Here is a 26,198-nt window from a genome sequence, read left to right as displayed (position 1 = left end):
CGATTGGAATAAGAACAAATGTTCGGAGGAGTGTAACAACATGCAATATATAAGTCAACGGCTGCTTGCGGGGCTGAATCCGGTCCAGCAGGATGCCGTCAAAACAACCGATGGACCGCTATTGATAATGGCTGGTGCCGGAAGCGGAAAAACGAGAGTGCTGACCCACCGGATCGCTTACTTGATGAGTGAAAAGGATGTCGCGCCTTGGAACATCCTGGCGATCACGTTTACGAATAAAGCGGCCCGCGAGATGAAAGAGCGTGTCGGCCAGCTGACCGGCCCTGTCGCCGAAGACATCTGGATTTCCACGTTCCACTCGATGTGCGTACGGATTTTACGGAGGGATATCGACCGGATCGGCATCAACCGCAACTTCTCGATCCTCGATTCATCCGATCAGCTGTCGGTCATCAAGAAGCTTGTGAAAGAACAAAATCTTGATCCGAAAAAATTTGATCCGCGCTCGCTCCTCGGTACGATCAGCAGCGCGAAAAACGAATTGCAAACGGCGGAAGAATATGCGAAAAGCGCCACCGGCCCATACGAACAGGCAGTCAGCGACATATATGAAGCCTATCAGAAACGGCTGCGCAAAAACCACGCCCTCGATTTCGACGATCTCATTATGACAACAATCCACCTGTTCAAGCGCGTGCCGGAAGTGCTTGAATTCTACCAGCGCAAATTCCAGTATATCCATGTCGATGAGTATCAGGATACGAACCATGCCCAGTACTTGCTTGTAAAACTGCTGGCGTCCCGGTTCCAGAACCTGTGCGTCGTCGGTGATTCCGACCAGTCCATTTACAGATGGCGCGGGGCGGATATCAGCAACATCCTGTCGTTTGAAAAAGACTATCCGCAGGCGAATACCGTGTTCCTTGAGCAAAACTACCGTTCGACGAAAAAGATTCTGGAAGCGGCCAACAAGGTCATCGGAAACAATTCGAACCGCAAGCCGAAAAACCTCTGGACCGAAAATGATGAGGGGAAAAATATTTTATACTACCGCGGCGGCGACGAGCGTGACGAAGCCTATTTTGTCGCGGGCCGGATGAAGGATCTTGCTGAAAGCGGCAAGTACAAGCTTTCCGATATGGCCGTCCTGTATCGGACGAACGCCCAGTCCCGGGTGATGGAGGAAGTTTTGCTGAAGTCCAACATCAGCTACAGCATCGTCGGCGGCACGAAATTCTATGACCGCAAAGAGATCAAGGACCTGCTCGCTTATTTGCGCTTGATCGCCAATCCGGATGATGATATCAGCCTGACCCGCATCATCAACGTGCCAAAGCGCGGCATCGGTGCGACAACGGTCGATAAGATCGCTAACTTTGCCGTCGCCCAGGGCATTTCCATGTATGCCGCCCTGCAGGAAGTGGAGCAGATCGGCCTGAGTGCCCGGTTTGTCAAAACGCTGCGTGAATTCACAACGCAATTGAACAACTGGACGAATATGCAGGAATATTTGTCGGTGACTGAATTGGTTGATGAGGTATTGGATAAAACAGGCTATAGGGACATGCTGAAGAACGAAAAGACACTTGAATCCGAAGGCCGCCTTGAAAATATCGAGGAATTTTTATCTGTCACCCAGAATTTCGAAAAGAGTAATGAAGATAAGAGCCTTGTCGCATTTTTGACCGACCTCGCGCTCATTGCCGATATCGACCAGCTTGACGAAGAGGAAGCGAAGGAGCAGGATGCGGTCACGCTGATGACGCTCCACTCCGCCAAAGGACTTGAGTTCCCGGTTGTATTCCTGATGGGGCTTGAAGAAGGCGTATTCCCGCACAGCCGCTCGCTTATGGAAGAAGACGAGATGGAAGAGGAGCGCCGCCTCGCCTATGTAGGGATCACCCGGGCCGAACAGGAGCTTTTCATCACAAATGCGCAAATGCGGACGCTGTTCGGGCGCACAAATATGAATCCGGTATCGCGGTTCATCAGCGAAATTCCTGAAGAGCTGCTTGAAGATATGCAAAAAGAGAAGGAAAAGCAGTCGCCGTTTGGAGGCGGATCAACCTCCCCGCGCGGGATGAACACGAACCGTCCTGTGCGCAAGCCGGCTGCCCGCCCCGGCCTCAAACAGACCGGCGGCGAATCACACGGCTGGAAGGTCGGCGACAAAGCTTCCCATCAAAAATGGGGAACTGGAACGGTCGTCAGCGTAAAAGGAGAAGGGGAAAGCACCGAGCTCGACATCGCCTTCCCGAAACCGGTGGGCATCAAGCGCCTGCTCGCAAAGTTCGCACCGATCACAAAAGCATAGAAAGGTTGTAGTGGAGCATGGACAAACAACAGGCCAGTGAACAAATAAACAGCATACGCGAGCTGCTCAATCAGTATGCGTATGAATATTACACATTAGATAAACCGAGTGTGCCGGATGCCGAATATGACCGCCTTATGCAGGAACTGATCGACCTGGAAAACAAGTTTCCTGAACTGATCACCGCCGATTCGCCGTCCCAGCGTATCGGCGGCGAACCGCTCGAAGCGTTCGAAAAGGTCCAGCACAAGGTGCCGATGCTCAGCCTTGCCAATGCGATGAACGCCGATGAGCTGAAGGACTTTGACCGCCGTGTCCGCCAGGCGGTCGGCGATGAGGTGCGCTACGTCTGTGAACTTAAAATCGACGGCCTTGCAGTGGCGCTTTTGTATGAAGACGGCAAGCTTGTGCGCGGCGCCACCCGCGGTGACGGCACGACGGGTGAAAATATCACCAGCAACCTGAGGACGATCCGCACAATTCCGCTGAAACTGAAAGACGGGATCAACATCGAGGTGCGCGGCGAGGCATTTATGCCGAAACGGTCATTTGAGGGGCTGAATGAGGAACGCGAACAGAACGGCGAGGAGACGTTTGCGAACCCGCGTAATGCGGCGGCAGGCTCGCTCCGCCAGCTCGACCCGAAAATCGCAGCGAAACGGAACCTTGATATATTCGTATACAGCCTTGCCGATCCGGAAGGCACCGGTATCGAAAGCCACAGTGAAGCACTCGATTATTTAGATGAACTCGGATTCCGCACCAATCCGGAACGGAAAGCGTGCGCCAATATCGATGAAGTGATCGAATATGTTGAAGGCTGGCATGAAAAGCGGCCGGATCTGCAGTATGAAATCGACGGCATCGTCGTTAAAGTCGATAACTTCGAGCAGCAGGAGCAATTGGGTTTCACCGCGAAAAGCCCGCGCTGGGCGATCGCTTACAAGTTCCCGGCAGAAGAAGTCATCACAAAACTGATCGGCATCGAGCTCAGCGTCGGCCGCACCGGCGTCGTGACACCGACGGCTTACCTGGAACCGGTGAAAGTCGCCGGCACAACCGTCAAGCGCGCATCTCTCCATAATGAAGATTTGATCCGTGAAAAAGATATTAAAATCGGCGATATGGTCGTCGTCAAAAAAGCGGGCGACATCATTCCTGAAGTCGTAAATGTTCTTGAAGAACAGCGCGACGGCAGTGAAGAGGACTTCCATATGCCGACTGAGTGCCCGGAATGCGGAAGCGAACTCGTCCGGATCGATGAAGAAGTGGCACTGCGATGCATCAACCCGAAGTGCCCGGCGCAAATCCGCGAAGGGCTTATCCATTTTGTTTCTCGCAACGCAATGAACATCGACGGGCTCGGCGAGAAAGTCATCACCCAGCTGTTCAGGGAGCAGCTGATTATCGATGTCGCCGATCTGTACGAACTTAAATACGACGATTTGATCCAGCTGGAGCGGATGGGCGAGAAGTCCGTCCAAAACCTGCTCAATGCGATTGATGAATCGAAAGGCCGGTCCCTTGAAAAGCTGCTGTTCGGACTCGGCATCCGCCATGTCGGCTCCAAAGCGGCCCAGACGCTGGCCCAGCAGTTCGGCACGATGGAGAAGCTGCAGGGCGCCGGCAAGGAAGAACTGGAAGCCATTAATGAAGTCGGCGAAAAAATGGCTGACTCTGTCGTTCTCTATTTCAGCAATCCGGAAGCGCAGCAGGTGATCGATGAACTGAGGAATCTCGGCGTCAACATGGAGTATAAAGGGCCGAAGCCGGTGGATGCTGAAGAAATCGACTCCTATTTTGCCGGCAAAACCGTCGTCCTTACCGGAAAGCTTGAGCAGCTGACCAGAAATGAAGCGAAGAGCAGCGTCGAGGCGCTCGGCGGGAAAGTGACCGGGAGCGTCAGCAAAAGCACTGACCTTGTCATCGCCGGGGAAGCGGCCGGTTCCAAGCTTGCTAAGGCGAATGAGCTTGGCATTGAAGTATGGGATGAAAACAGGCTTGTTGAAGAACTTGACAGATAAGCTATAATAACCGGTAGTGAGATGAATAATGGGGCTGATCCGTCAGGCGGTGCAGCATCCTCTTTTTCTGAGGAGCCGCACACAGCATGGGCAGCCTCATTCCTGATTCTTTCAAACCTATAATGCAATCATGAGGTGGCTCAATGTTAAATAAAATCGGAGTGGCGGCTCTGGCGGCGATGCTTCTGTTAAGCGGCTGCGGACCGGTGTTTGAAAAGGAAGAAGAAGTTGTCCGGGAAACCGAAGATGAAAAGGAAAAAGCGATCATCCCGAAGTATAAGCTCCCGGGGGATACGTATCAGACGATTTTGCCGTTCCAACCGTCCGAAACGAGGGGACTCGTCAATCAATATGTCTATAACCGTCTTGATATGGAAGAGTTGGAGCGCGGCCTCTTCCGTATTGCCAGAGGCTCGTATCCGATCGATGAATACTTTTTCAAGGAAGGCCATTTTTTAAAGGAAAAAGATATCAGCAAATGGATTCAGCGTGGCATTACCAAAGACGATCCTACGGAAGAGGAAAAGCCGGAGGAAACGGAAGACGGCAATGAGGACGGACAGGAAGGGGAAGATGCCGAAAAGCAGTCGGAGCTTGAAAATGACGCACCTGCCTCCCCTGAATCGGAAGGTGTGAGCGAAAGCAAAAGCCCCGAGTACCTGTCTTATATTATGGAGCATACCTATTATCAAAAGAACGACGATGAACAGGTCGAGCTGGCCGGCATCGTAATCGGGCTGTCGATGAATTCCGTCCATTATTACAAGCAGGCAGAGGGGCCGCCGGCTATGAAGCCGATTCCGTTCAATGAAATGGAAACGCAGGGCAAAAAGATTGCCGCCGAGCTTGTAGAACAGCTTAGGAAGTATCGGGATGCCGAAAATGTGCCGGTGACAGTTGCACTTTTCCGTGAAGAAAAACGGGAATCGGTCGTGCCCGGCAGCTTTTTCGCAAAAGCGGACTTCAAGAGCGGTCAGGCCAAGCCTGATGAATGGCAGACGCTTGATGAAGACTATGTTTTCTTCCCATCAGAAGAAGCGGAGGAAAACCATGCAAAGGCTTCTGAAGTGATGAAAGCATTCAAGAAAAAGATCGAAGGCTATTTTCCGGATTACACCGGGGTGACTGGCAGAGGATTCTACAAAGGCGGCAAGCTTCAGCGCCTGGATATCGAAATTCCGATCGAATTTAACGGTAAAACCGAAATCATCGGGTTCACCGAATACACAGCCGCACAGGTGATGGAACATTTTCCGAAAGACGTTGATGTCAGGGTGAGGATTGCCTCGGCGACCCGTGATGAAAGCCTCGTTAAACGCGAAGCCGGCGCTAGCAAGCCGTTTGTCCATATTTATCAATAAGGCTGTGTTATTGATTGAAACGGAAATCAACAATGCCGTTTACAAAACCGTCAATAAAAAAGCAGGATGTGCACATGAGCTGCAGCATCCTGCTTTTTTTCGTTGTTAAGGAAATCATAAAATTCAAGCGTAGTGGAGACTTCAGGCGCCAGCGGCTATCGTCATAAGCGGTGATCTCCTCCGGGTACCCCCGCTTATACGTACGCCGCTAAGCGGGCGCCTTGCGCATTTCGAGTGTCCAGCTGCGAGCCCTAGCGGCTATCGTCATAAGCATTGCCGCCCCATGAAGGGGAAAAGCGCCCTTCCTGATTCGGCCCTGCCTATGAGTACGCCTCTAAACAAGGGCTCTCCGCATTTAAGAATGTCCAGCTGCGAGCCAGGGTCTGTCGCCATGCATGAAAAAAGGAGTTCCGTCGTGAAAGCCGGGCTGAACGGCGCGAAACAGCTGCTCCGGCGTGAAAGTTGGCCTCTACGGCATGAAATATGGGAGATTCCGCGTGAAAGAGTGATCGTTTGGCGTGAAAGAAACGGGATTCCGCGCGAAAGTGCATCCCCCTGATTGCGGTTGTTCGTAAACGGCGTGAAAAGCCGGGGATATGGCGCGAAGGAACAGTCATCTGGCGTGAAATACGAAAAAAAGGAATAGTCTTTTTATAAAATGAGACAAATCCGGCTGGTTACCGGGCCTAAATGGTTGGAATAATCCTGTATATGAGTAAACAGCCCGGTTTTGGCCGTAAGCTTGCTTGAAACGGTGAAAAAACGTGCAAATTACCATGCCCGGGGTACTCAGGCTGTGCTGGTCTGGCATCGGTTGGGGATACGGATCAGCTGCTCCCCTTCGGAGGGAAAACTGCCCTCACTGCAGGTACCCCCGCTTATGCGTACACCGCTAAGCGGGCGCCTTGCGCATTTGTTCTTCGGGAAAGGATCGGATTAATCCATAAACGTTTCCGAAATCATTTTAAAGCCCTCGATTTCGGTGTCCTCGTCGACTTCGATCATCAAATAGCGCTTGCCGTTGCGGTTTACCTGTTTGACGTATTTCAAATCCTGCGGGCTGATTGAAATGTTGGCAGCTTTTGTGTTGATTTTAATGGATTTCGAATTGTATTTCGGTATGACACTGCTTGCTTTGAACTCGTATTTCTCGTCATCAATGACCGTTTTGAACGCTGTTTCGACCTTTTCGGGGTCAACATCCTCAACACCGCTTACCTTGAGCACGCGTTCTACATCTTTATAATCCAATCTTGGGGTATCTTCTTCTTCATTTTCATCCATCACCCGATTGATTTCTTCATACACGTTGGAAAGGGTGCCTGTTTCGAGCTGGTCGCCGGTCACATGTTTCACGATTTCCTCAAAGACGACTTTATCTTCCAGGGCGGTGAGCGCCGCTTCACTGTTAAGCACTTCTTCGACGAAGTGCGGGTCCAGTTCGTTCGCTTTGCCGGTCGAATACAAAATATGATTCACGTCAGCCGAATGTTCGGAGAAGGCAGGGAACAAAAATCCGGCGACGGGTGCTTTCAGGTTAATGATCGGATCGACTTCAAAGCTGTATTTGAATTGTTTTTCGATATAGTCAAACAGCAATGATTTCTTCGACTCTTCCGTTTTATTGATGCTGCACAGAATGAAAGGGTGGGTGAACACTTCATCCCGCTCACTCGTTTCCGCCTCATCGTTTCTCTTTTTTGTCGGCTTGAAATATTCCCCGCGGATGAAGGTGATGACAATATCCATCTCATACTGCCTGTCCGTCAGCATTTTTTCGACGATGAGGAGCATTTGGTCCTTCCAATCGCCGACATCATCGGCCTGCAGCCCTTCATACAGGATAAGCTGGCTATGGTCGTCAGCTTCACGCTGGAACTTCAATTCGAACAGCTTCGTATCCAATTGGCCGGTCAGCACTTTTTTGAAATTGCTCAGAAAAAGTTCCTGCTGTTCCTGTTCAAGCATCGGGAACGGCCGGCTTTCCTGATGGTAGATGTCGCTGCTTTCCTTCATCACATACACGTTAAAAATATCCTTTATTTTCAATAAATCATTATCCGGCTTGAATTGCTTCCGTATGTTGGCGATGTCTTTTTTGTTCATCCGACGTCACTCCCTGGCTGTTTTATATCGGCAATAGCTATATGAAACTACGGTACTGCAAAAGTTAAGTTTACCATACACAGGTTCGGAAAAGTCACCGGAAAGCTGAAAGAAATTATAGGCAAGTCCTGTGGCAATTTGGTGAACAGCTAAACTTTTAAATAGATGAAACGTATACACATTAAATCCATGTAAGGAGAGGAACCATATGGTAAAAAGGCTGCGGACGATAGTGATGGTTTTGCTGCTGGCAAACTTGATTGGCTGCACTGGCGGTTCATATGGAATTACGGTTGGGAAGTCGATGCCTCAAAGAATGAAATAAGCGGGGAATACAGAAATTTTTCAGGCCATTATTTCAAGAAAGTGACGATTGATGATGGAGAGGCGCTTACCGTCACCTTTAAGGCGAAGACAGAAGAGGGGGATTTGATTGCAAAGGTGCTGGATGGAGAGGGTCAAACCTATAAAACGATAAAACCGGAGGATTCGGTCAAACTCAGCAGGCCTGGCAAATATAAGATGCAGGTAGAAGGCAAAAAGCATAAAGGCAGCTTCACTTTATCGTGGGAAAATGAATGAACTCCACCAGTTTTTTAAAAGAATGGTGTGCCGGCCAATCCATTGAACCTTTTCCCGGTATCGGGTAGAATGGTAGATGTGGTATGAAAACGCATACATAAAAAGGAGGATGGGTCAACAATGGTAATGGCTTATTCACGCGAACCCTTGACGGATTTCAAAGTGGAGGAGAACAAGAAGGCCTTTCAGGAAGCGCTTAAAAAGGTTGAGTCCGAGCTTGGGAAAGAATATGATCTTCTGATTGACGGCGAATGGGTGAAGACGGAGGACAAAATCGTTTCACGCAACCCTGCCAACAAAGAGGAAGTGGTCGGTTATGTATCGAAAGCGAACAAGGATCTTGCCGAAAAAGCCCATAAAGCAGCGGATGCTGCATTTGAAATGTGGCGCAAGGTAAGTCCAGACGCGCGTGCGGACATTTTGTTCCGGGCAGCGGGCATTGTGCGCCGGCGCAAGCATGAGTTTTCCGCCTGGATGGTAAAAGAAGCCGGAAAGCCGTGGATTGAAGCGGATGCCGATACGGCTGAAGCGATTGATTTCATGGAATACTACGGACGCCAGATGATGCGCATTAAAGACGGACAGCTGATCAACTCGCATCCGTCTGAAGAAAACCGCTTCAACTATATTCCGCTTGGCGTCGGCGTCACCATTTCACCATGGAACTTCCCGTTTGCGATCATGTGCGGCACGGCAGTTGCCCCGCTTGTTGCCGGGAACACCGTTCTGCTGAAGCCGGCGAGTGCGACACCGGTCGTTGCGGCCAAGTTTGCGGAGGTGCTTGTTGAAGCAGGCATTCCAAAAGGCGTATTCAATTTCATTCCTGGCAGCGGAGCAGAAGTCGGCGATCACCTCGTTGACCATCCGCGCACCCGTTTCATCAGCTTCACCGGCTCCCTTGATGTCGGCAAGCGGATCTATGAGCGGGCAGCGGTCGTGCAGGACGGCCAGAAATGGCTGAAGCGCGTCCTTGCCGAAATGGGCGGAAAAGATACAATCGTCGTCGACAGCGAAGCAGACCTTGAGCTTGCGGCCCAGTCGATCGTCAAATCGGCATTCGGCTTCTCCGGCCAGAAATGTTCAGCATGCTCACGCGTCGTTGCGCATCAAGACGTGTATGACCAGGTGCTTGACCGTGTCGTTGAACTGACAAATGAACTGACCCAGGGTGATCCGACAGACGACAACAACTTCATGGGACCGGTCATCGACCAGGGCGCTTATGACAAAATCATGGGCTATATCGACCAGGGTAAAAAAGAAGGCAAGCTGATGACAGGCGGTGAAGGGGACACTTCAACAGGCTTCTTCATCAAGCCGACCGTATTCGCGGACGTCGATCCGGAAGCGGTCATCATGCAGGAAGAAATCTTCGGACCGGTTGTCGCGTTTACAAAAGCGAAAGACTATGATGAAGCCCTCAAGATTGCGAACAATACGGTTTACGGCCTGACAGGCGCTGTCATTTCCGATAACCGCCTCCATCTGGAACAGGCGCGTGAAGACTTTATGGTCGGAAACCTTTATTTCAACAGAGGATGCACCGGCGCAGTCGTCGGCTACCAGCCGTTTGGCGGCTTCAACATGTCCGGAACCGACTCGAAAGCCGGCGGACCGGACTACCTGCTGCTTCATATGCAGCCGAAAACAGTCTCCGAATTATATTAATAAATGAAAGAGCCCTCTTGCAGGGCTCTTTTTGCTGGATTGCAAACGATTACAGGAGAACGGCCATATAGAATAACAAGAAATACTTTTAACGAATAATATCTAAAAATTTTAAAATGACATTCGTTTTGGAATAGTGTAATATTTTAGATGAATTCATTACAAGTGTGTCAAAAGTGTTACAAAAACTGATTTAATTTTATTCTTTTTAGTGAATAGATATTTACTATATATCAAATATTATGATAAATAAGTGTGCAGTGTGTATATTTATTCATCACTGTTAATCCTGTCAATTCGGATCGCTGGCAAATTATCGACGTTGTGTTACGATGGATAATGGTTTTTCTGAAAGGGCCGGCAACTCACATGTGATATTCTGGAAAAATAAAAAATAGAAAATTGCATGTGATTGCATATAGTATTCAAACTAATAACGGGGGTGACGAAATGTCATTAACAGCTGCAACATGGTTTTGGCTCATGGTTCCAATGCCGCTACTAGTCATACTATCGATTATTACTTATTTCACTGAGAGGAGAGAATAGAAAACATGAATACAGCCACGTTAATAACGTTTATCGTATACCTGGTCGGAATGCTGGCAATTGGTTTTGCGGCCTACAGACTAACAAGCAATTTATCAGACTATGTACTTGGGGGAAGACGCCTCGGACCTGGTGTCGCCGCACTCAGTGCCGGTGCTTCAGATATGTCCAGCTGGCTCTTGCTCGGACTTCCCGGTGCAATGTATGCAGGCGGGATGAACCAAATCTGGATCGCTGTCGGACTTGCCATTGGTGCTTACCTGAACTGGCAGTTTGTCGCAAGGCGGCTGCGCAGCTACACGGAAGTTGCCAATGATTCTATCACAATCCCGGACTATCTTGAGAACCGTTTCCGTGACGGATCAAAGTTTTTACGTGTTATTTCTGCCCTGGTCATTTTATTATTCTTCACGTTCTACACTTCATCAGGACTCGTCGGTGGCGCGAAACTATTTGTCAGCTCCTTCGGATTAACCTACAACCAGGCCCTCTGGATAGGTGCCATCGTCATAATCTCATACACGTTCCTCGGTGGATTTTTGGCCGTCAGCTGGACGGACTTCATCCAGGGGATTCTCATGTTCCTTGCCTTGATCATCGTGCCGATTGTGGCGATTTCCAATATCGGCGGATGGGGCGAAACCGTCAATGCTGCGGGTTCAATCGATCCTGCCTATCTTGATGTATTCCAGGACATGACAACGCTCGGAATCATTTCATTGCTTGCCTGGGGCCTTGGCTACTTCGGCCAGCCGCACATCCTGGTCCGCTTTATGGCGGTGCGTTCCATCAAGGATATCCCGACAGCACGCCTGATCGGCATGGGCTGGATGGTGCTTTCCCTGTTCGGTGCGATCTTCACCGGTTTTGCCGGTATCGCATTCTTTGCGGATAACCCGCTTCCGGACAGCGAAACCGTATTTATCGAATTTACACAGATCCTGTTCAATCCATGGGTAGCCGGCTTCCTGCTTGCCGCAATCCTGGCTGCCATCATGAGTACGATTGACTCCCAGTTGCTTGTATCATCAAGTGCAGTTGCGGAAGACTTTTATAAAGCGATCCTCCGCAAAAATGCGAGCGAACGCGAGCTTGTATGGGTAGGACGTATTTCAGTGCTTGCAATCGCACTCATCGCCATCCTGCTTGCAAGCGATCAGGACAGCAAAGTCCTTGAACTCGTAAGTTACGCATGGGGAGGATTCGGTGCCGCATTCGGACCGGTCATCATCCTGTCCCTGTTCTGGAAAGGCATGACCCGCAACGGCGCACTGGCCGGCATCATCGTCGGCGCACTGACCGTCGTCATCTGGAAGCCGCTCGAAGGCGGAATCTTCGACCTGTACGAAATCGTTCCAGGCTTCGTACTCGGCTGGATCGCCATCATGATCTTCAGCAAAGTCGGACCGCAGCCTTCCAATGAAATACTTGAAGAATTTGATAAAGCGAAAAACCTGTAGGTGCTGTGCAGGTTGGTGGGACCCTTTCTCTTGGAGAGAGGGTCTTTTTTTGTGGCGGAGGGCGTTGCCTGGCAATTGCCTCGCAATTGCCAGGCAATGATGAGTCTGAAGACCTATAGATGCCTGGCAATTGCCAGGCAATCCCCCAGGCAATCCCCGCAATTGTCAGTCCGCCGTCACAACATTGTAAGCCGCTTCACAAATTCCGGGCGCCATACCAGCCCGCAATCTTGCTTCGCACCTGTTATTTTTGGTATGATAATAGCATTGCACAAGGTTCGAAATAACCGTGGAGGTGAAGAGGAATGTCTCGGATTGATAAGGATCAGGTGAAGCATGTCGCGCATCTTGCCCGTCTGTCGATTACGGAAGATGAAGCGGAAGTGTTCACGAAACAACTCGATAACATCATTTCATTTGCAGAGCAGCTGAACGAACTCGATACAACAGATGTGGAACCGACCACCCACGTTCTTGATATGAAAAATGTGCTTCGCGAGGACAACGCCCGCAAATGGCTTACACAGGAAGAAGCGCTGTTAAACGCACCGGACAAGCAGGACGGCCAGGTCAAGGTCCCGTCTGTCCTGGAATAGGAGGGGTACAAGCATGTCGTTATTCGATAAACGCATCGGTGAAATACACGAGCTGTTACATAAGAAAGAAATCAACGTAACCGACCTGGTCAATGAATCGTACAACCGCATCAAACAGGTCGACGACAAAGTGAAGGCGTTTCTCACGCTGAATGAAGAAAACGCCCGCGCATATGCCAGCGAACTTGACGAAGCGCTCGGCGAGAAGAAGGAATTCGGGCTGCTTTACGGGCTTCCGGCCGGCATCAAAGACAACATCACGACAAAAGGCCTGCGCACCACATGCTCGAGCCAATTGCTCGCCAACTTCAACCCGCTGCACAACGCAACGGTTGTTGAAAAACTGAACACGGCCGAAACCGTCACGATCGGTAAGCTGAACATGGACGAATTCGCGATGGGTTCCTCCAATGAGAACTCCGGCTTCTTCCGCACGCGCAACCCGTGGAACACCGAATATGTCCCGGGCGGCTCCAGCGGCGGTTCCGCTGCATCGGTAGCGGCAGGCGAAGTGTTTTTCTCACTCGGCTCCGATACAGGCGGGTCGATCCGCCAGCCGGCAGCATTCTGCGGCGTTGTCGGCCTGAAGCCTACATACGGGCGCGTTTCCCGTTTCGGCCTGGTCGCGTTCGCATCATCGCTTGACCAGATCGGTCCGATTACGCGCACGGTTGAGGACAACGCCTACATCCTGCAGACGATCGCAGGCCATGATGACCTTGATTCCACATCAGCAAATGTTGATGTAAAAGACTATCTGTCATCCCTGACCGGCGATGTAAAAGGCCTCAAAATCGCCGTACCGAAGGAGTACCTCGGTGAAGGCGTCGACGAAGACGTCCGCAACTCCGTAAAAGATGCCCTGAAAGTGCTTGAAGGCATGGGCGCGACATGGGAAGAAGTATCCCTGCCGCACTCCAAATATGCGGTTGCGACCTACTACCTGCTCGCATCATCTGAAGCATCCGCCAACCTGGCCCGCTTCGACGGCGTCCGTTACGGCGTCCGCGCGACAGGTGAGGAAAACTTGATCGACATGTACAAAAAGACGCGCAGCGAAGGGTTCGGCGATGAGGTGAAACGCCGCATCATGCTCGGCACATTCGCCCTCAGCTCCGGCTACTATGACGCGTATTATAAAAAGGCCCAGAAAGTCCGGACCTTGATCAAAAATGATTTTGACAAAGTGTTCGAAGATTACGATGTCATCATCGGGCCGACAACACCGACGCCGGCTTTCAAAATCGGCGAAAAGATCGATGACCCGCTGACAATGTACGCAAACGATATTTTGACAATCCCTGTGAATCTTGCAGGGGTGCCGGGCATCTCCGTGCCGTGCGGATTCTCAAACGGCCTGCCGCTCGGATTGCAAATCATCGGCAAGCATTTCGACGAAAGTAACGTTTACCGTGTTGCCCATGCTTACGAACAGGCAACAGACCATCATAAAGCGAAACCGGAACTGTAAAGGGGGGAACCAGACATGAACTTTGAAACGATCATTGGACTTGAAGTCCACGTCGAACTGAAAACGAACTCGAAAATTTTCTGCGGCTGTTCAACAGATTTCGGTGCACCCCCGAATACGCAAACGTGCCCGATTTGCCTCGGCCACCCGGGAGTGCTGCCGGTCATGAACAAACAGGCCGTCGAATTCGCGATGCGCGCGGCCATGGCGCTTAACTGCGAAATCGCGACCGACACGAAGTTTGACCGGAAGAACTATTTTTATCCGGACAACCCGAAAGCCTATCAGATTTCCCAGTTTGACAAGCCGATCGGCGAAAACGGCTGGATTGAAATCGAAGTGAACGGCGAAAAGAAAAAAATCGGCATCACCCGCCTTCATCTTGAAGAGGATGCCGGCAAGCTGACCCACACGGATGACGGCTCACTCGTCGACTTCAACCGTGTCGGCACACCGCTGATCGAAATCGTATCCGAGCCGGATATGCGCACGCCCGAAGAGGCGTATGCGTATCTGGAAAAACTGAAGTCGATCATCCAGTACACCGGCGTATCCGACTGTAAAATGGAAGAAGGATCGCTGCGCTGCGACGCCAACCTGTCGATCCGCCCGATCGGCCAGGAAAAATTCGGTACGAAAACCGAGCTGAAAAACTTGAACTCCTTCTCTTTTGTGCAAAAGGGACTGGAGTATGAGGAAGTACGCCAGGAAAAAGAATTGCTCGCCGGCGGAGAAATCCTCCAGGAAACACGCCGCTACGATGAGCAGACGAAGAAAACGATCCTCATGCGTGTAAAAGAAGGCTCCGATGACTACCGGTACTTCCCGGAACCGGATCTTGTCGACTTTTACATCGATGACGAGTGGAAGGAAAAAGTCCGCGCCCAGATTCCGGAGCTGCCGGATGAGCGCCGCGCCCGCTATGTGAACGAACTTGGCCTGCCGGCGTACGACGCCCACGTGCTCACGCTGACAAAAGAAATGTCCGATTTCTTTGAAGCGACAATTGACAAAGGCGCCGATGCGAAACAGGCGGCCAACTGGCTCATGGGTGAAGTGTCCGGCTACTTGAACCAGAACGCTAAAGAGTTCCACGATGTAGCCCTGACACCGGAAGGCCTGGCAAAACTCGTCGGCCTGATCGAAAAAGGCACGATCTCTTCCAAAATCGCCAAGAAGGTCTTCAAAGACCTCATTGAAAAAGGCGGCGACCCTGAAGCGATCGTCAAAGAAAAAGGGCTTGTGCAAATCTCCGATGAAGGCGAGCTCCGCAAGATTGTCACCGGCATTCTTGATGAAAACGGGCAGTCCATCGAAGACTATAAAAACGGCAAAGACCGCGCCCTCGGTTTCCTCGTCGGCCAGGTCATGAAAGCGACCAAAGGCAAGGCGAACCCGCCGATGGTCAACAAGCTTCTTATTGAAGAAATGGATAAGCGCTAAAGGAAAAAGTCCCTCTGAATGGAGGGGCTTTTTCTATACAGGAAATTGTCGGCTAGGGAGCAATTCGATGCAGCTGCCAATTTTAACAATATCGCTAGGCTCGCTAATCGGCGGGTTGTTTTACCATATAGGAAAGTATAAATTGTCAGCAAGGGAGGATTTCCACGCAGTGGCAAATTTAAGATTATAGATAAGGGCAACTACGCCCCTGTCTTCGCCTAAAGGCTCGCCATCGGCGGGTTTTCTTTATATGGAAGTTCATCTCATGTCTCCGTTCATACAGATGCACAGGTAAAAAAGGATAAACTATGTAAAAAGCAAATGAAGTGGTGCATAATAAAAGAGAATTCTCTTGTTTAAGGGTGCATACTGAATTGATTGCTGTGACGGCAATATCCTTAATCAGTTATCAATATTGACTACTAAATGTTTTTTGGAGGCTGAATTTTCTTGGGTATAGAAATACCTATTTTAGTGATTCTCATTTTGTTAAATGCTTTTTTTGCAGCTTCAGAAATTGCATTAATTTCGTTAAATGATAACAAGGTCAAAAGACTGGCTGAAAAGGGAGATAAGAAGGCAATCCTGCTTCACCGGCTTTTATTGGAACCGAGCCGCTTTTTAGCCACTATCCAAATCGGCATCACCCTGGCCGGTTTTTTAGCCAGTGCCTTTGCGGCTGAGAGCTTTGCGGCAAGTTTCGCCGATTGGCTGGTGGCATTGGGAGTTCCGGGGACGCAGGCAGTGCTTGAGGCTGTATCGGTTATTGTGATTACGCTTATCCTTTCCTACTTTACGTTAGTGTTGGGGGAGTTAGTTCCAAAACGGCTGGCATTGACCAAAGCGGAGGCCATTTCCAACCTTGCCGCGGTGCCACTTACAGTGTTATCAAAAATCTCTTCACCTTTCGTTAAGCTCTTAACCGTCTCAACGAATGCGATTGTAAGACTTTTTGGAGTGGATCCCAATGCACCTGATGACAATGTGACAGAAGAAGAAATCAGGATGATGGTTGATGTCGGTGAAGAAAAAGGAACGATTCAAGAAAATGAGAAAGTGATGATCAACAATATTTTTGAACTTGATAACAAAGATGTGGAAGACGTTATGACACATCGGACAAACATTGTCGCCTTGCCTGTCCATTTTAATTTTAAAGAAGTTGTTCATATCGTCAGTGCTGAAAAATATACCCGCTTCCCTGTTTATCAGGATAGCCTGGATAATATTATCGGCATTTTTCATGTTAAGGATCTAATACAATTTATGGAGAATGGGGATGTCGGGAATTTCAGCTTAAAAGAACTTTCGAGAGAGCCTTTATATGTGATAGGGTCGAAAAAAATTGATGATTTCTTTAGAGAATTTCAAATGAGCCATACACATATGGCCATTGTGATCGATGAGTACGGAGGAACGGATGGCATTGTCACGATTGAGGATATTATGGAAGAAATCGTCGGTTCCATCACAGCTGAACATGATGAACTTGAACATGAGGAAGATTCAATCATTCCGATAGATGAAAATACCTTTCTTATTTCCGGCATTGTCAATCTTCATGAAGTGGAAGACATGTTAAAAACGAACCTGCCTGTCGAGGATTATGATACGTTAAGCGGTTTTATCATCGATATGCTTGGTTATATTCCACAAAAAGATGACCATCCGGAAGTGACATACAATCATATTCGTTTTACTGTAGAGGAAGCGGATGAAAAAAGAATTGTAAAAGTAAAGGCTTCTCTGGAAAAACAGCCAATTTAGAATTAAACGCTAGTAAAGCATGAACAAACAGGTGCGTCTCTGAAATAGGCAGATACGCACCTGTTTGTTCTGGTCCACCCTGAGAAATTCGTCAAAACCAGCAGACCTCCCATCACAGCAATCCCCCATGAACGATCGCCGAAACAATCACCATCACCGCTCCAATCAACGTTTCATAGGGCAGTGCTTTCAGCCTCTCTTTCATGGGCATAAAGAGGCTCTCCCGTGAAATGTGGAATAAAGGGCCATGGGGCAAGTGATCGAATGCTGCAGCCCCTGCGTTGATCATCGCTGCGCTTGCCAGAGCGCTGACGCCGTTTTCGAGCAGCGTTTCTCCGAAGACGTTGCTTGAAATCGCGGCGGATGATGTTGCGGACGCGGTTGCCATGGACATGAACGAACCGGAAAGTGGTGCGATGAGCGAAACTGGCAAATTGAAAGCTTGTAAGCCACTCATGATCATGTCATTCAGGGAAGAATGGACAATAATGCCTGCCAGTGTCCCAGTTCCCAGGATGACAATGGCGATTCCGGACATTTTTTGGAGTCCGCTCGTCATATGATCCTTCAATTCTGTTATTTTCCCCATAATGAGCAGGCCGAAGATACCGCCGGCCGGCAATGCGATTAACGAGTCGATTTTAATGTCAAATAACGGCTGCAGGGAAAGCAGGAAGATGGCAAATAAGGGCCCGGAAATTGCTGCCGCGAAGGAGGGCTGGTCTTTCGCTTCTGCCCTTTCTTTTTCGCTTCCGGTCACCTTTGACCCCGTATTGCTCAATTTTTTGGCAATAAAATAGATTAACGCCGCTCCAACGGCAGCCGGGATAATGCCTGCTGCCATCACGCTCGTAAGCGGAACCGAAAAGCTGTCAGCCGCCGCAATCGTGTTCGGATTGGGGGACATGATATTACCCGCTCTTGCTCCGCAAACAACCGCGATTACAATACTGAGCCGCGAAATGCCGGTGCGTTTGGCAATCATTAACGCAATCGGTGACACCGTGATGACAGCGGCCGCAATGAACACGCCCGATGCCGTCAAGATTAACGTTGATAACGTGATCGCCAGCAGTGCTCTTGCTTCCCCCATTTTTTGAACGATTGTATTTGCGATCACGCTCGCTGCGCCGGATTCGATTAACACGCCTACTAATATACCGGCTGCTAAAACCCGCATGATTGCCGGAGTCAGCAGCCTGGCACCGCCCATCATATAATCTACGGTTGCCGGCAAATCCAGCCCTCCGATAATCCCCCCGGCACCAGCGCCAACCATCATTGCATATGTAGGATTAACCTTTCTGAAAATCAATGTAATTGTTATAGCCATTGCTGCAAGTACACCGAAAATGCTGACTTGTGGATCGATGCTGAGCACCACCTTATGTTTTACTGCGTTATCTTTTGCTTATTCGTTTTCAACCAAATATTGCTTTAAGATCTCTCTTGTTCTATCTGAAAGCGGTTTAGCTTTGCGCGTGGAATCATCCATCTGCACGATGACGGTTTCGGCCGTTGCTGCAAGCGTTCCATTCTGATAAATTCCTTGAAACAAAGTCAGGGAACTGTTGCCGATCCTTATAACAGCAGAACCGATCTCCGCGGTTCCCGGCCAGCGAATTTCAGACAGCAAATTCAAGTTTTGGTTCGCGATGACAAATGACGCATTTTCATCATGCAGCGGCTCACTGGCATAGAGGAGCTCTGTCCGGCCGGTTTCGAGGAATGTCGAAAACAGCGCATTATTTACATGACCTTGCCGATCTGTATCTCTGTAACGGATCTTATCATATGTCTTTAACGGGAACTCTTCATAAGCTGGTTTTATTTTATTCATGATTACCCCTCCTGTTTATTACGGAAATGATTGCAGCATACACTAGTACTAATTTTTAAACAATGCGGTAAATAATGTATATCATAACAGGCAATATAAATCTAAGATTGTGCCTTACATTTACAGGTGCAGGGCCTGCATTCGGAAGCCCATAAGCCTGGCATCAGCAGCACACCGGGAGATACGAAATTATACCATTTTCTGGACATTCTATGCCCGTTACACTAAAATCATCCTATACCCAACCTTTAATGAAATGTACTTATATGCCCTGAGTCCCTCTCGCAATGAGGGGCTTTTATATGGAAAAAGGTGAAGAAATGAAAAAACGGAAACAAAAAACGTCTTTCACATTCAAACGGCTCTGGCAGATGACCGACCCGCCGACAGGACAGCTGCTGTTGGCGCTCGTGCTGTCGATTTTCCAGACCGGCGCGTCTCTGTCGATTCCGCTTCTCGTCAAAAACGTGATCGACAGCTTGCCGGAAGAAGTACCGCTGGCAACGGGTGCCTTTGTACTGCTTTTATTCGGCCTGCAGGTGCTGTCGAGCGCGCTGTCCCTTTTTTTACTGACACGGGCCGGTGAAAAAATCATCCGCAGGCTGCGCGACCGGCTGTGGGAGAAACTGTTGTTTTTGCCGGTGAAGTACTATGACGAGCACGAGTCCGGTAAAATGATCAGCCGCGTGACGAACGATACGACTGCCGTCATGAATTTGCTGTCATCGGAAATCGTCCAGTTCGCAACAAGCGTCATCACCGTCATCGTGTCAGTGTTCATCCTGTTCAGCCTCGATGTGCCGATGACGGCCGTCATGCTGTCGGCGGTGCCGCTCATGCTATTGATCGTCATCCCGATCGGCCGCAAGATTTATAAAATTTCATACGGAAAACAGGAGAAGATGTCAGAGCTGACCGGTTTCCTCACCGGGATGCTGGCCGAAATCCGGCTGATCAAAGCGTACAACACCGAATCAAAAGAAATGGAGCGGGGCAAGGGGACGTTCCGGTCGCTCTATGACTACGGCGTCGCCAAGGCGAAAATCGAATCGATTTTGCAGCCGCTCATGGGCACGCTGATGATGGCGATTTTCATCGGAGTCGTCGGTTTCGGCGCCTACCGCGTCAGCCAGGGCTCGATCACGTCCGGCGAACTCGTCGCCTTCATCCTGTACCTGTTTCAAATTATCGTCCCATTCAGTACGATGAGCCGGTTCATCACAAGCTTCCAGGATGCGAAAGGGGCAGGCGAGCGGCTTTTTCAGATCCTCCATGAAGACGATGAACCGGAACTTGGAATCCAGCCTGAGCCGAAGCCTGACCGGCTCGTCTTCGACAACGTCTCCTTCGGGTATGAAGACCATCAAGTGTTAAAAGATGTCTCGTTTGAAGCCGAACGGGGCACGCTGACGGCATTTGTCGGCCCGAGCGGCGCCGGCAAGACGACGATCTTCGCGCTGATGGAACGGTTTTATGAGCCTGATAAAGGGGAAATGAAGCTTGGAGATATACCGCACGATCAATTCAACCTTTCACAATGGCGCCGTTTCTTCGGCTATGTCCCGCAGGAAAGCCCGCTCCTCGCCGGCACGATAAAGGATAACATCCTGTACGGTGTGGAACGTGAAGTGAGCGACGGGGAAATGATGGAAGCGGCAAAGAAGGCCAATGCCCACGAATTCATTGCCGGCCTGCCGAATCAATATATGACGGAAGTCGGGGAACGCGGCCATAAGCTTTCAGGCGGACAGCGACAGCGGATCGCCATCGCCCGCGCTTTTTTGCGGAATCCTGAGTTTCTGCTGCTCGATGAAGCGACATCAAGCCTTGATTCCGAATCGGAGCGGATGATCCAGGAGGCGCTTCATGAACTGCTGAAAGGGCGGACCGCTTTTGTCATCGCGCACCGGCTGTCGACCGTCATAGATGCCGACCGGATCATCGTCCTGCAGGACGGCATGGTGACCGGCATCGGCACGCACGCCGAGCTGATGGAGAACCATGCGTTTTACCAGCTTCTCGTCCAGCAGCAATTCAAACGGGAACCGTTGTGAATGTTTCCAGCTTTTTTACAGTAAACTATTAAAAATGGACATTCGCATGCGAAAGGACTATACTGTGTTATGGACAAATACAGGAAATACTTGAGAACTTTGGGGTGGAAACGGGGCTGACCCGCTTTCCTGAAAAGGATGAGGGAAATGGAAACAAAAAAAGCGAGAATCATATACAATCCAACCTCCGGCCGTGAAGCGGTCAAGCGCGCACTGCCGGACATTTTAATCAAGCTGGAAGGAGCCGGCTATGAAGCATCTGCTCATGCGACGAAATGTGAAGGCGATGCCATTGACGCAGCCCGTACAGCGGCAGAACGCGGCTATGACCTCGTCGTTGCCGCCGGCGGCGACGGCACGATCAATGAGGTCATCAACGGACTTGCCGAAATGCCGAACCGCCCGAAGCTTGGCATCATCCCGGTTGGCACGACGAACGATTTCGCCAGGGCGATCCATGTGCCCCGCTCCATTGAAAAAGCATGCGACATCTTAGTTGAAGGCCACACGATGCCGCTTGATATCGGAAAAGTGAACGAAAAATACTTCATGAATATCGCCGGCGGCGGCCGGATCACCGAGCTTTCCTATGAAGTGCCGAGCAAGCTCAAGACCGTGCTCGGGCAGCTCGCCTACTACTTGAAAGGCATCGAGATGCTGCCGTCTTTTCGCCCGACCAAAGTCAGCATCGAATACGACGGCAAAATGTATGAAGGCGAAGTGATGCTGTTCCTCGTCTCCAACACAAATTCCGTCGGCGGCTTTGAAAAACTGGCCCCGGACGCATCATTTTATGACGGCATGTTCGACCTGCTCATTTTGAAAAAAATCAACCTGGCCGACTTTGTCCGCATCGCCTCCCAGGCACTGCGCGGCGATCACCTGAAGGACGCCAACATTATTTATACAAAGGCAAATCGGATAAAAGTGAAGACCGATGATAAAATCCAGCTGAACCTCGACGGTGAATACGGCGGACTTGCTCCGGCCGAATTCGTCAATCTCTATCATCACCTGGAAGTCATCGTGCCGGAAAAGACCGCCCGCAAGTATGAAGAAAGCGAAGCGGCTGAACAGAAGAAGATCAATGAAGAAAAGGTAAATCCGTAACGGGTTTGCCTTTTTTCATGCCGGTCATTTTGATGCCCCGGCCGTTTGTGATACAATCAGTAAAGCAATTTCACGGTAAAGGAAGAAAAAAACATGGCCAACCAAACACCGCCAGTCCAAAAAAATGAAACGGTCCGCGTGACCTTTGAAGATATGACCCACGACGGCGCCGGCGTCGCCAAAGTCGACGGCTTCCCGCTGTTCGTCCCGAACGCCCTGCCAGGCGAAACCGGCAAGGTGAAAGTCGTCAAAGTGAAAAAAGGCTACGGCTTCGGCAAGCTGCTCGGCCTCGAGGAAGAAAGCATCTACCGCATCGAACCGTCCTGCCCGATCTACAAGCAATGCGGCGGATGCCAGCTCCAGCACCTGAGCTACGAAGGCCAGCTGAACGTGAAGAAAAAGCAGGTCGAAGACGTCCTCCAGCGCATCGGCGGCCTCGATCTTGGAAAAGTCACCGTCCACGACACCCTCGGCATGGACGACCCGTGGCGCTACCGCAACAAAGCCCAGGTCCCGGTCGGCGAACGCGAAGGCGGCCTCGTCGCCGGCTTCTACCAGCAGCGCAGCCACGACATCATCGACATGAACGCCTGCCTCATCCAGGAACAGGCCAACGACGACCTCGTCCAGGCCGTCAAAGAAATCGCGGGCAGCTACGGCATCCGCGCCTACGACGAGAAAAAACACAAAGGCACCCTGCGCCACGTCGTCACCCGCTACGGCAAACAAACCGGCCAGGCCATGGTCGTCCTCATCACAAAGGACGAAAACCTGCCGAACCGGAAAAACATCGTCCGCGACATCACCGAGCGGTTCCCGGCCGTCAAATCCGTCGTGCAGAACATCAACCCGAAGCGCACGAACGTCATCTTCGGCGAGAAGACGAAAGTGCTGTGGGGGAATGAGTATATCTACGATACGATCGGCAACATCAAGTTTGCGATTTCGGCCCGGTCGTTCTACCAGGTGAACCCGCAGCAGACGAAGGTATTGTATGATAAAGCGCTGGAGTATGCGGAACTGACTGGAACGGAATCTGTTATTGATGCTTACTGCGGCATCGGGACGATTTCGCTATTCCTTGCCCAGAAGGCGAAGAAGGTGTACGGCGTTGAAATCGTCCCGGAAGCGATTGAGGATGCGAAGCGGAATGCGGAGCTGAATGAGATTGGGAACGTGGAGTTTGAAGTTGGGAAGGCTGAAGAGGTCATGCCTGCCTGGAAGAAAAAAGGCGTTAAGGGGGATGTGATTGTGGTGGATCCGCCGCGTAAGGGCTGTGATGAGACGCTGCTTGCGACGATGCTTGAGATGAAGCCGGAGCGGATTGTTTATGTTTCGTGTAATCCGGCGACTTTGGCCCGTGACCTTAAGATTTTGGAAGAGGGCGGGTATGAGACTCGGGAAGTTCAGCCGGTGGATATGTTTCCGCATACGACGCATGTGGAGTGTGTGGCTATTTTAATATAAGGTAGTACAAAAGCGGAACCAAAACAATCCTTAAAATTTGTTTGTTCAACAGGGGGAATTAGGACTATGAAAATTTATGGTCTTAATAAAATTTTGAATGTGTTTAGAAAACTTAAGTTACACTTATCCTAAAGGTAGTGTTTTTTTGTTATGATATATTTTAAAGACATTAATATGAAGCTTTGTATATTGTGATACAAGGTACGAGGTGATAAAAGTGAAGGATTTATTGAATTTAATTGAAAAGTCCAGTTTTAAAGATGATTTTTTAGTTAATCCTGGGGATTTGTCCGAAAAATCACTATATAAATTGTTGAAATGGTATGATGGAAATATTTACAATATGTCAGAAGCAAGAGTTAATAATGCCGTTAATATTCTAGCATGGTGTTATACTAACGCCGATGAACTTGATTATCTACCGAGAGATTTAAGGAATAAGTACATTAGAGATGCTTCCAAAAAGTATCAGATTTCCAAAGAAAAACTTGTTAACTTATATTCATCACATACATCTTTGATATTTCCTGACGGAAATCAAACAACTATTATTGCATTCGAGGGTATTGACGGTAGTGGTAAAACCGTTCAGATGTCTTTGCTTGAGAACCGTCTTAAAAAAGATAAAAAAGGAGTAGCGAGCAAGTCATTTCCTATTTATGAAAGCTTTTTTGGTAGTCATATTGGTAAGTTCCTTTCAGGAATGGGAACTTTTGATGCAAACAAAGTTGACCCAAAATCTATGTCTTTGTGGTATGCCCTTGATAGGTGGAAAGCCTTCGAAAATTTTAATTTTACACAATACGATTATCTGTTATTAAACCGTTTTACACTTTCTAGCGCTGTTTATCAAAGTGCCAGGGTAGAACCGAACCAGCGTTTTGAATTTGTAAATTGGATTTTTGATTTAGAACATTCACAGTTGGGATTACCAGTTCCAGACTTGTATATTGTTTTGGATTTAAATGAAGAAACTTCTAAGAAAAATATTTCAACTAAAGGATTTAGACAGTATGTTGGAGAGAAGGCAGACGTTTATGAAGACTCTGAAGTGATTATAAGTAATGCTAGACATATATATCATGAATTAGCTAAGAAACATAAAAATATTTTGATTATAGATTGTTTGGATGAAAATCATAATATGAAGTCACCCGAAGAAATTAACAAACTTGTTATGAAGGTGATTGAGAATGGGAAGTATTAAATATGATCCAAAAGAAAATACATTTTACAATGCAGACAGCAATGTAGAATCAATATTACCACAAGTTATTTGGCATATTACGGACAGGTGTTTTTTATCCTGTCCATATTGTTTTGCAACAAAAACAGGTAGAGAAACGTCGTTAAATCATTTAAATGATTATATGGAAGCGTTTAAGAAGTTAGGAGTTTTAAAAATAGATATCGCTGGTGGTGAACCACTAACCTATAAAAACTTAAATGTAATTTGTAGTGAGCTTTATAGTAATGATATTAAAATGACAATTACAACAAGCGGGGTTGGAAATGAGAATGTGAAAGAGTGGTTAATTGATAACGCTAAAATGTTTAGTTGGATACTAATATCAATAGATGCTCCGACTCCTGCACAACACGATTCCTTAAGAGGGAAGGTTGGTACTTTTTCTAGCTTAAGTAAGTTAATTAGAGAATTGAAGAACAAAGGATACAATAATATAAGAATAAATACACTTATAACAAAAAAATTTTTAATGTCTAACATCGCAGAGCAGTTTGTTGAATTAATTAATGAAGTAAAACCGTTGGAATGGTGTTTAATACAACCACATCCTGCAAATAAAAAAGAGAACTATCATTTGTATGCAACAAGTGAAAGTGAATTTGATAAGATTGTATTTAATATAAAAAATCTAATAAAAGAAAAGTATACTGGATTTGCAAATATTACGTTAAGATATAACAGTAATTATTCAAAGTATTGGATTTTGTATCCGGATGGTAAATTAAAACAACATACTGAGGGAAGTGAAGATGCTTTTTGCTTTAATTTTAACAAAGAGTCTGTTAGCGAAATTGAAAAATTTGTGAAGGAGTACGGTGTATGGCTACCAATGAAAGAGGGGGATATTTATTAATGGATAAAAGTAACGAAGTATTGATTGAAAATGTAAACGATTCACAATTTGTATCTGACTTATTAAAAGGATTAGAAGAAGCCTTAAAAAGGGAAACACAAGAGGTTCAGGTATATAAAAAACCTGAAGCTAATGTAAAAGGTGAGATTATTATTAGTATTGCTGTTGGGTTAGCTGTCAATTTTGTATACGACACCTTAAAAACATTGGTAAAAATGTATAGGAGCCGAGAAGACTTCAGTGGTGACTATACACTTAAAATACAGGGAGAAGAAAAAACTTTAAAAGAAATAGATAAAGAAAAATAATAGACAGGGAGATAA

At 48.6% G+C, this 26,198-nt stretch carries 20 protein-coding genes; 17 read left to right on the top strand and 3 right to left on the bottom strand.

From position 1 onward, the window contains the following. Positions 1 to 40 precede the first annotated feature (40 nt). From pcrA to A4U59_RS21770, 4 genes are all read left to right on the top strand, one after another. The gene (gene pcrA, locus A4U59_RS12695) at positions 41 to 2,275 is read left to right on the top strand and encodes a DNA helicase PcrA (protein ID WP_070120950.1); all 2,235 of its coding nucleotides are present in this window, start codon (positions 41 to 43) and stop codon (positions 2,273 to 2,275) included. A 17-nt stretch (positions 2,276 to 2,292) separates the two neighbouring features. After that, positions 2,293 to 4,299 carry an NAD-dependent DNA ligase LigA gene (gene ligA / locus A4U59_RS12690; protein WP_070120949.1) on the top strand — a complete coding sequence of 669 codons (2,007 nt, stop codon included), beginning with the start codon at positions 2,293 to 2,295 and terminating at the stop codon, positions 4,297 to 4,299. Positions 4,300 to 4,442: 143 nt separating this feature from the next. Further along, positions 4,443 to 5,660: a CamS family sex pheromone protein gene (locus A4U59_RS12685; RefSeq protein ID WP_070120948.1), complete on the top strand. Its 1,218-nt coding sequence runs from the start codon at positions 4,443 to 4,445 to the stop codon at positions 5,658 to 5,660. Between the two features lie 322 nt (positions 5,661 to 5,982). Further along, on the top strand, positions 5,983 to 6,219 hold the full coding sequence (locus tag A4U59_RS21770; protein ID WP_169823957.1) for a hypothetical protein: 237 nt from the start codon (positions 5,983 to 5,985) through the stop codon (positions 6,217 to 6,219). A gap of 377 nt (positions 6,220 to 6,596) precedes the next feature. On the opposite strand, the gene A4U59_RS12680 is transcribed toward A4U59_RS21770, so the two are convergent. After that, the gene (locus A4U59_RS12680) at positions 6,597 to 7,766 is read right to left on the bottom strand and encodes a DUF4317 domain-containing protein (RefSeq protein WP_070120947.1); all 1,170 of its coding nucleotides are present in this window, start codon (positions 7,764 to 7,766) and stop codon (positions 6,597 to 6,599) included. A 366-nt stretch (positions 7,767 to 8,132) separates the two neighbouring features. Between A4U59_RS12680 and A4U59_RS12675 the strand changes: the two genes are divergently transcribed. The 7 genes from A4U59_RS12675 (at position 8,133) to A4U59_RS12645 (ending at position 17,302) form a co-directional block, all read left to right on the top strand. Then, positions 8,133 to 8,348 (top strand): hypothetical protein, encoded by a 216-nt coding sequence (locus A4U59_RS12675; RefSeq protein WP_070120946.1) that lies wholly within the window; start codon positions 8,133 to 8,135, stop codon positions 8,346 to 8,348. Positions 8,349 to 8,468: 120 nt separating this feature from the next. Then, positions 8,469 to 10,016, top strand: a complete 1,548-nt coding sequence (pruA, locus tag A4U59_RS12670; protein ID WP_070120945.1) for an L-glutamate gamma-semialdehyde dehydrogenase — start codon at positions 8,469 to 8,471, stop codon at positions 10,014 to 10,016. Between the two features lie 554 nt (positions 10,017 to 10,570). After that, positions 10,571 to 12,025 carry a sodium/proline symporter PutP gene (putP, locus tag A4U59_RS12665; RefSeq protein ID WP_070120944.1) on the top strand — a complete coding sequence of 485 codons (1,455 nt, stop codon included), beginning with the start codon at positions 10,571 to 10,573 and terminating at the stop codon, positions 12,023 to 12,025. 305 nt (positions 12,026 to 12,330) lie between these two features. Beyond that, on the top strand, positions 12,331 to 12,621 hold the full coding sequence (gatC, locus tag A4U59_RS12660; protein WP_070120943.1) for an Asp-tRNA(Asn)/Glu-tRNA(Gln) amidotransferase subunit GatC: 291 nt from the start codon (positions 12,331 to 12,333) through the stop codon (positions 12,619 to 12,621). 13 nt (positions 12,622 to 12,634) lie between these two features. Beyond that, positions 12,635 to 14,092 (top strand): Asp-tRNA(Asn)/Glu-tRNA(Gln) amidotransferase subunit GatA, encoded by a 1,458-nt coding sequence (gene gatA, locus A4U59_RS12655; protein ID WP_070120942.1) that lies wholly within the window; start codon positions 12,635 to 12,637, stop codon positions 14,090 to 14,092. A gap of 15 nt (positions 14,093 to 14,107) precedes the next feature. Continuing rightward, entirely contained in the window at positions 14,108 to 15,535 is a 1,428-nt protein-coding gene (gene gatB / locus A4U59_RS12650; RefSeq protein ID WP_070120941.1) for an Asp-tRNA(Asn)/Glu-tRNA(Gln) amidotransferase subunit GatB, read from the top strand. Between the two features lie 450 nt (positions 15,536 to 15,985). Continuing rightward, the gene (locus tag A4U59_RS12645) at positions 15,986 to 17,302 is read left to right on the top strand and encodes a hemolysin family protein (protein WP_070120940.1); all 1,317 of its coding nucleotides are present in this window, start codon (positions 15,986 to 15,988) and stop codon (positions 17,300 to 17,302) included. Positions 17,303 to 17,414: 112 nt separating this feature from the next. On the opposite strand, the gene A4U59_RS12640 is transcribed toward A4U59_RS12645, so the two are convergent. Further along, positions 17,415 to 18,674 (bottom strand): GntP family permease, encoded by a 1,260-nt coding sequence (locus tag A4U59_RS12640; protein WP_070120983.1) that lies wholly within the window; start codon positions 18,672 to 18,674, stop codon positions 17,415 to 17,417. A gap of 39 nt (positions 18,675 to 18,713) precedes the next feature. Continuing rightward, the gene (locus A4U59_RS12635) at positions 18,714 to 19,142 is read right to left on the bottom strand and encodes an acyl-CoA thioesterase (RefSeq protein ID WP_070120939.1); all 429 of its coding nucleotides are present in this window, start codon (positions 19,140 to 19,142) and stop codon (positions 18,714 to 18,716) included. Positions 19,143 to 19,444: 302 nt separating this feature from the next. Here A4U59_RS12635 and A4U59_RS12630 point away from each other — a divergent pair, with 302 nt between their 5' ends. The 6 genes from A4U59_RS12630 (at position 19,445) to A4U59_RS12605 (ending at position 26,183) form a co-directional block, all read left to right on the top strand. Then, entirely contained in the window at positions 19,445 to 21,196 is a 1,752-nt protein-coding gene (locus tag A4U59_RS12630; RefSeq protein WP_083270831.1) for an ABC transporter ATP-binding protein, read from the top strand. Positions 21,197 to 21,343: 147 nt separating this feature from the next. After that, on the top strand, positions 21,344 to 22,306 hold the full coding sequence (locus A4U59_RS12625; protein ID WP_070120938.1) for a diacylglycerol kinase: 963 nt from the start codon (positions 21,344 to 21,346) through the stop codon (positions 22,304 to 22,306). Between the two features lie 93 nt (positions 22,307 to 22,399). Then, positions 22,400 to 23,773 carry a 23S rRNA (uracil(1939)-C(5))-methyltransferase RlmD gene (rlmD, locus tag A4U59_RS12620; protein ID WP_070120937.1) on the top strand — a complete coding sequence of 458 codons (1,374 nt, stop codon included), beginning with the start codon at positions 22,400 to 22,402 and terminating at the stop codon, positions 23,771 to 23,773. Positions 23,774 to 23,990: 217 nt separating this feature from the next. Beyond that, positions 23,991 to 24,980: a dTMP kinase gene (locus A4U59_RS12615; RefSeq protein ID WP_070120936.1), complete on the top strand. Its 990-nt coding sequence runs from the start codon at positions 23,991 to 23,993 to the stop codon at positions 24,978 to 24,980. Then, the gene (locus A4U59_RS12610) at positions 24,967 to 25,875 is read left to right on the top strand and encodes a radical SAM protein (protein WP_070120935.1); all 909 of its coding nucleotides are present in this window, start codon (positions 24,967 to 24,969) and stop codon (positions 25,873 to 25,875) included. Before A4U59_RS12615 ends, A4U59_RS12610 begins: the two co-directional genes overlap by 14 nt. Further along, positions 25,842 to 26,183 (top strand): hypothetical protein, encoded by a 342-nt coding sequence (locus A4U59_RS12605; protein WP_245680553.1) that lies wholly within the window; start codon positions 25,842 to 25,844, stop codon positions 26,181 to 26,183. The genes A4U59_RS12610 and A4U59_RS12605 overlap by 34 nt, the downstream gene beginning before the upstream one ends. Positions 26,184 to 26,198: the final 15 nt, after the last annotated feature.

It is taken from the genome of Bacillus marinisedimentorum (genome assembly GCF_001644195.2).
Taxonomy (GTDB): Bacteria; Bacillota; Bacilli; order Bacillales; family Bacillaceae_O; genus Bacillus_BL; species Bacillus_BL marinisedimentorum.
This window is presented reverse-complemented; position numbering and strand designations above follow the sequence as displayed.

Bases quoted from the DNA above. Each gene is read 5' to 3' on its own strand.
- A4U59_RS12680 (WP_070120947.1), bottom strand. From the start codon at position 7,766: ATGAACAAAAAAGACATCGCCAACATACGGAAGCAATTCAAGCCGGAT.
- A4U59_RS12685 (WP_070120948.1), top strand. From the start codon at position 4,443: ATGTTAAATAAAATCGGAGTGGCGGCTCTGGCGGCGATGCTTCTGTTA.
- gatA (WP_070120942.1), top strand. From the start codon at position 12,635: ATGTCGTTATTCGATAAACGCATCGGTGAAATACACGAGCTGTTACAT.
- pruA (WP_070120945.1), top strand. From the start codon at position 8,469: ATGGTAATGGCTTATTCACGCGAACCCTTGACGGATTTCAAAGTGGAG.
- gatB (WP_070120941.1), top strand. From the start codon at position 14,108: ATGAACTTTGAAACGATCATTGGACTTGAAGTCCACGTCGAACTGAAA.
- A4U59_RS12625 (WP_070120938.1), top strand. From the start codon at position 21,344: ATGGAAACAAAAAAAGCGAGAATCATATACAATCCAACCTCCGGCCGT.
- putP (WP_070120944.1), top strand. From the start codon at position 10,571: ATGAATACAGCCACGTTAATAACGTTTATCGTATACCTGGTCGGAATG.
- gatC (WP_070120943.1), top strand. From the start codon at position 12,331: ATGTCTCGGATTGATAAGGATCAGGTGAAGCATGTCGCGCATCTTGCC.
- A4U59_RS12605 (WP_245680553.1), top strand. From the start codon at position 25,842: ATGGCTACCAATGAAAGAGGGGGATATTTATTAATGGATAAAAGTAAC.
- rlmD (WP_070120937.1), top strand. From the start codon at position 22,400: ATGGCCAACCAAACACCGCCAGTCCAAAAAAATGAAACGGTCCGCGTG.
- A4U59_RS12610 (WP_070120935.1), top strand. From the start codon at position 24,967: ATGGGAAGTATTAAATATGATCCAAAAGAAAATACATTTTACAATGCA.
- A4U59_RS21770 (WP_169823957.1), top strand. From the start codon at position 5,983: ATGAGTACGCCTCTAAACAAGGGCTCTCCGCATTTAAGAATGTCCAGC.
- pcrA (WP_070120950.1), top strand. From the start codon at position 41: ATGCAATATATAAGTCAACGGCTGCTTGCGGGGCTGAATCCGGTCCAG.
- ligA (WP_070120949.1), top strand. From the start codon at position 2,293: ATGGACAAACAACAGGCCAGTGAACAAATAAACAGCATACGCGAGCTG.
- A4U59_RS12635 (WP_070120939.1), bottom strand. From the start codon at position 19,142: ATGAATAAAATAAAACCAGCTTATGAAGAGTTCCCGTTAAAGACATAT.
- A4U59_RS12630 (WP_083270831.1), top strand. From the start codon at position 19,445: ATGGAAAAAGGTGAAGAAATGAAAAAACGGAAACAAAAAACGTCTTTC.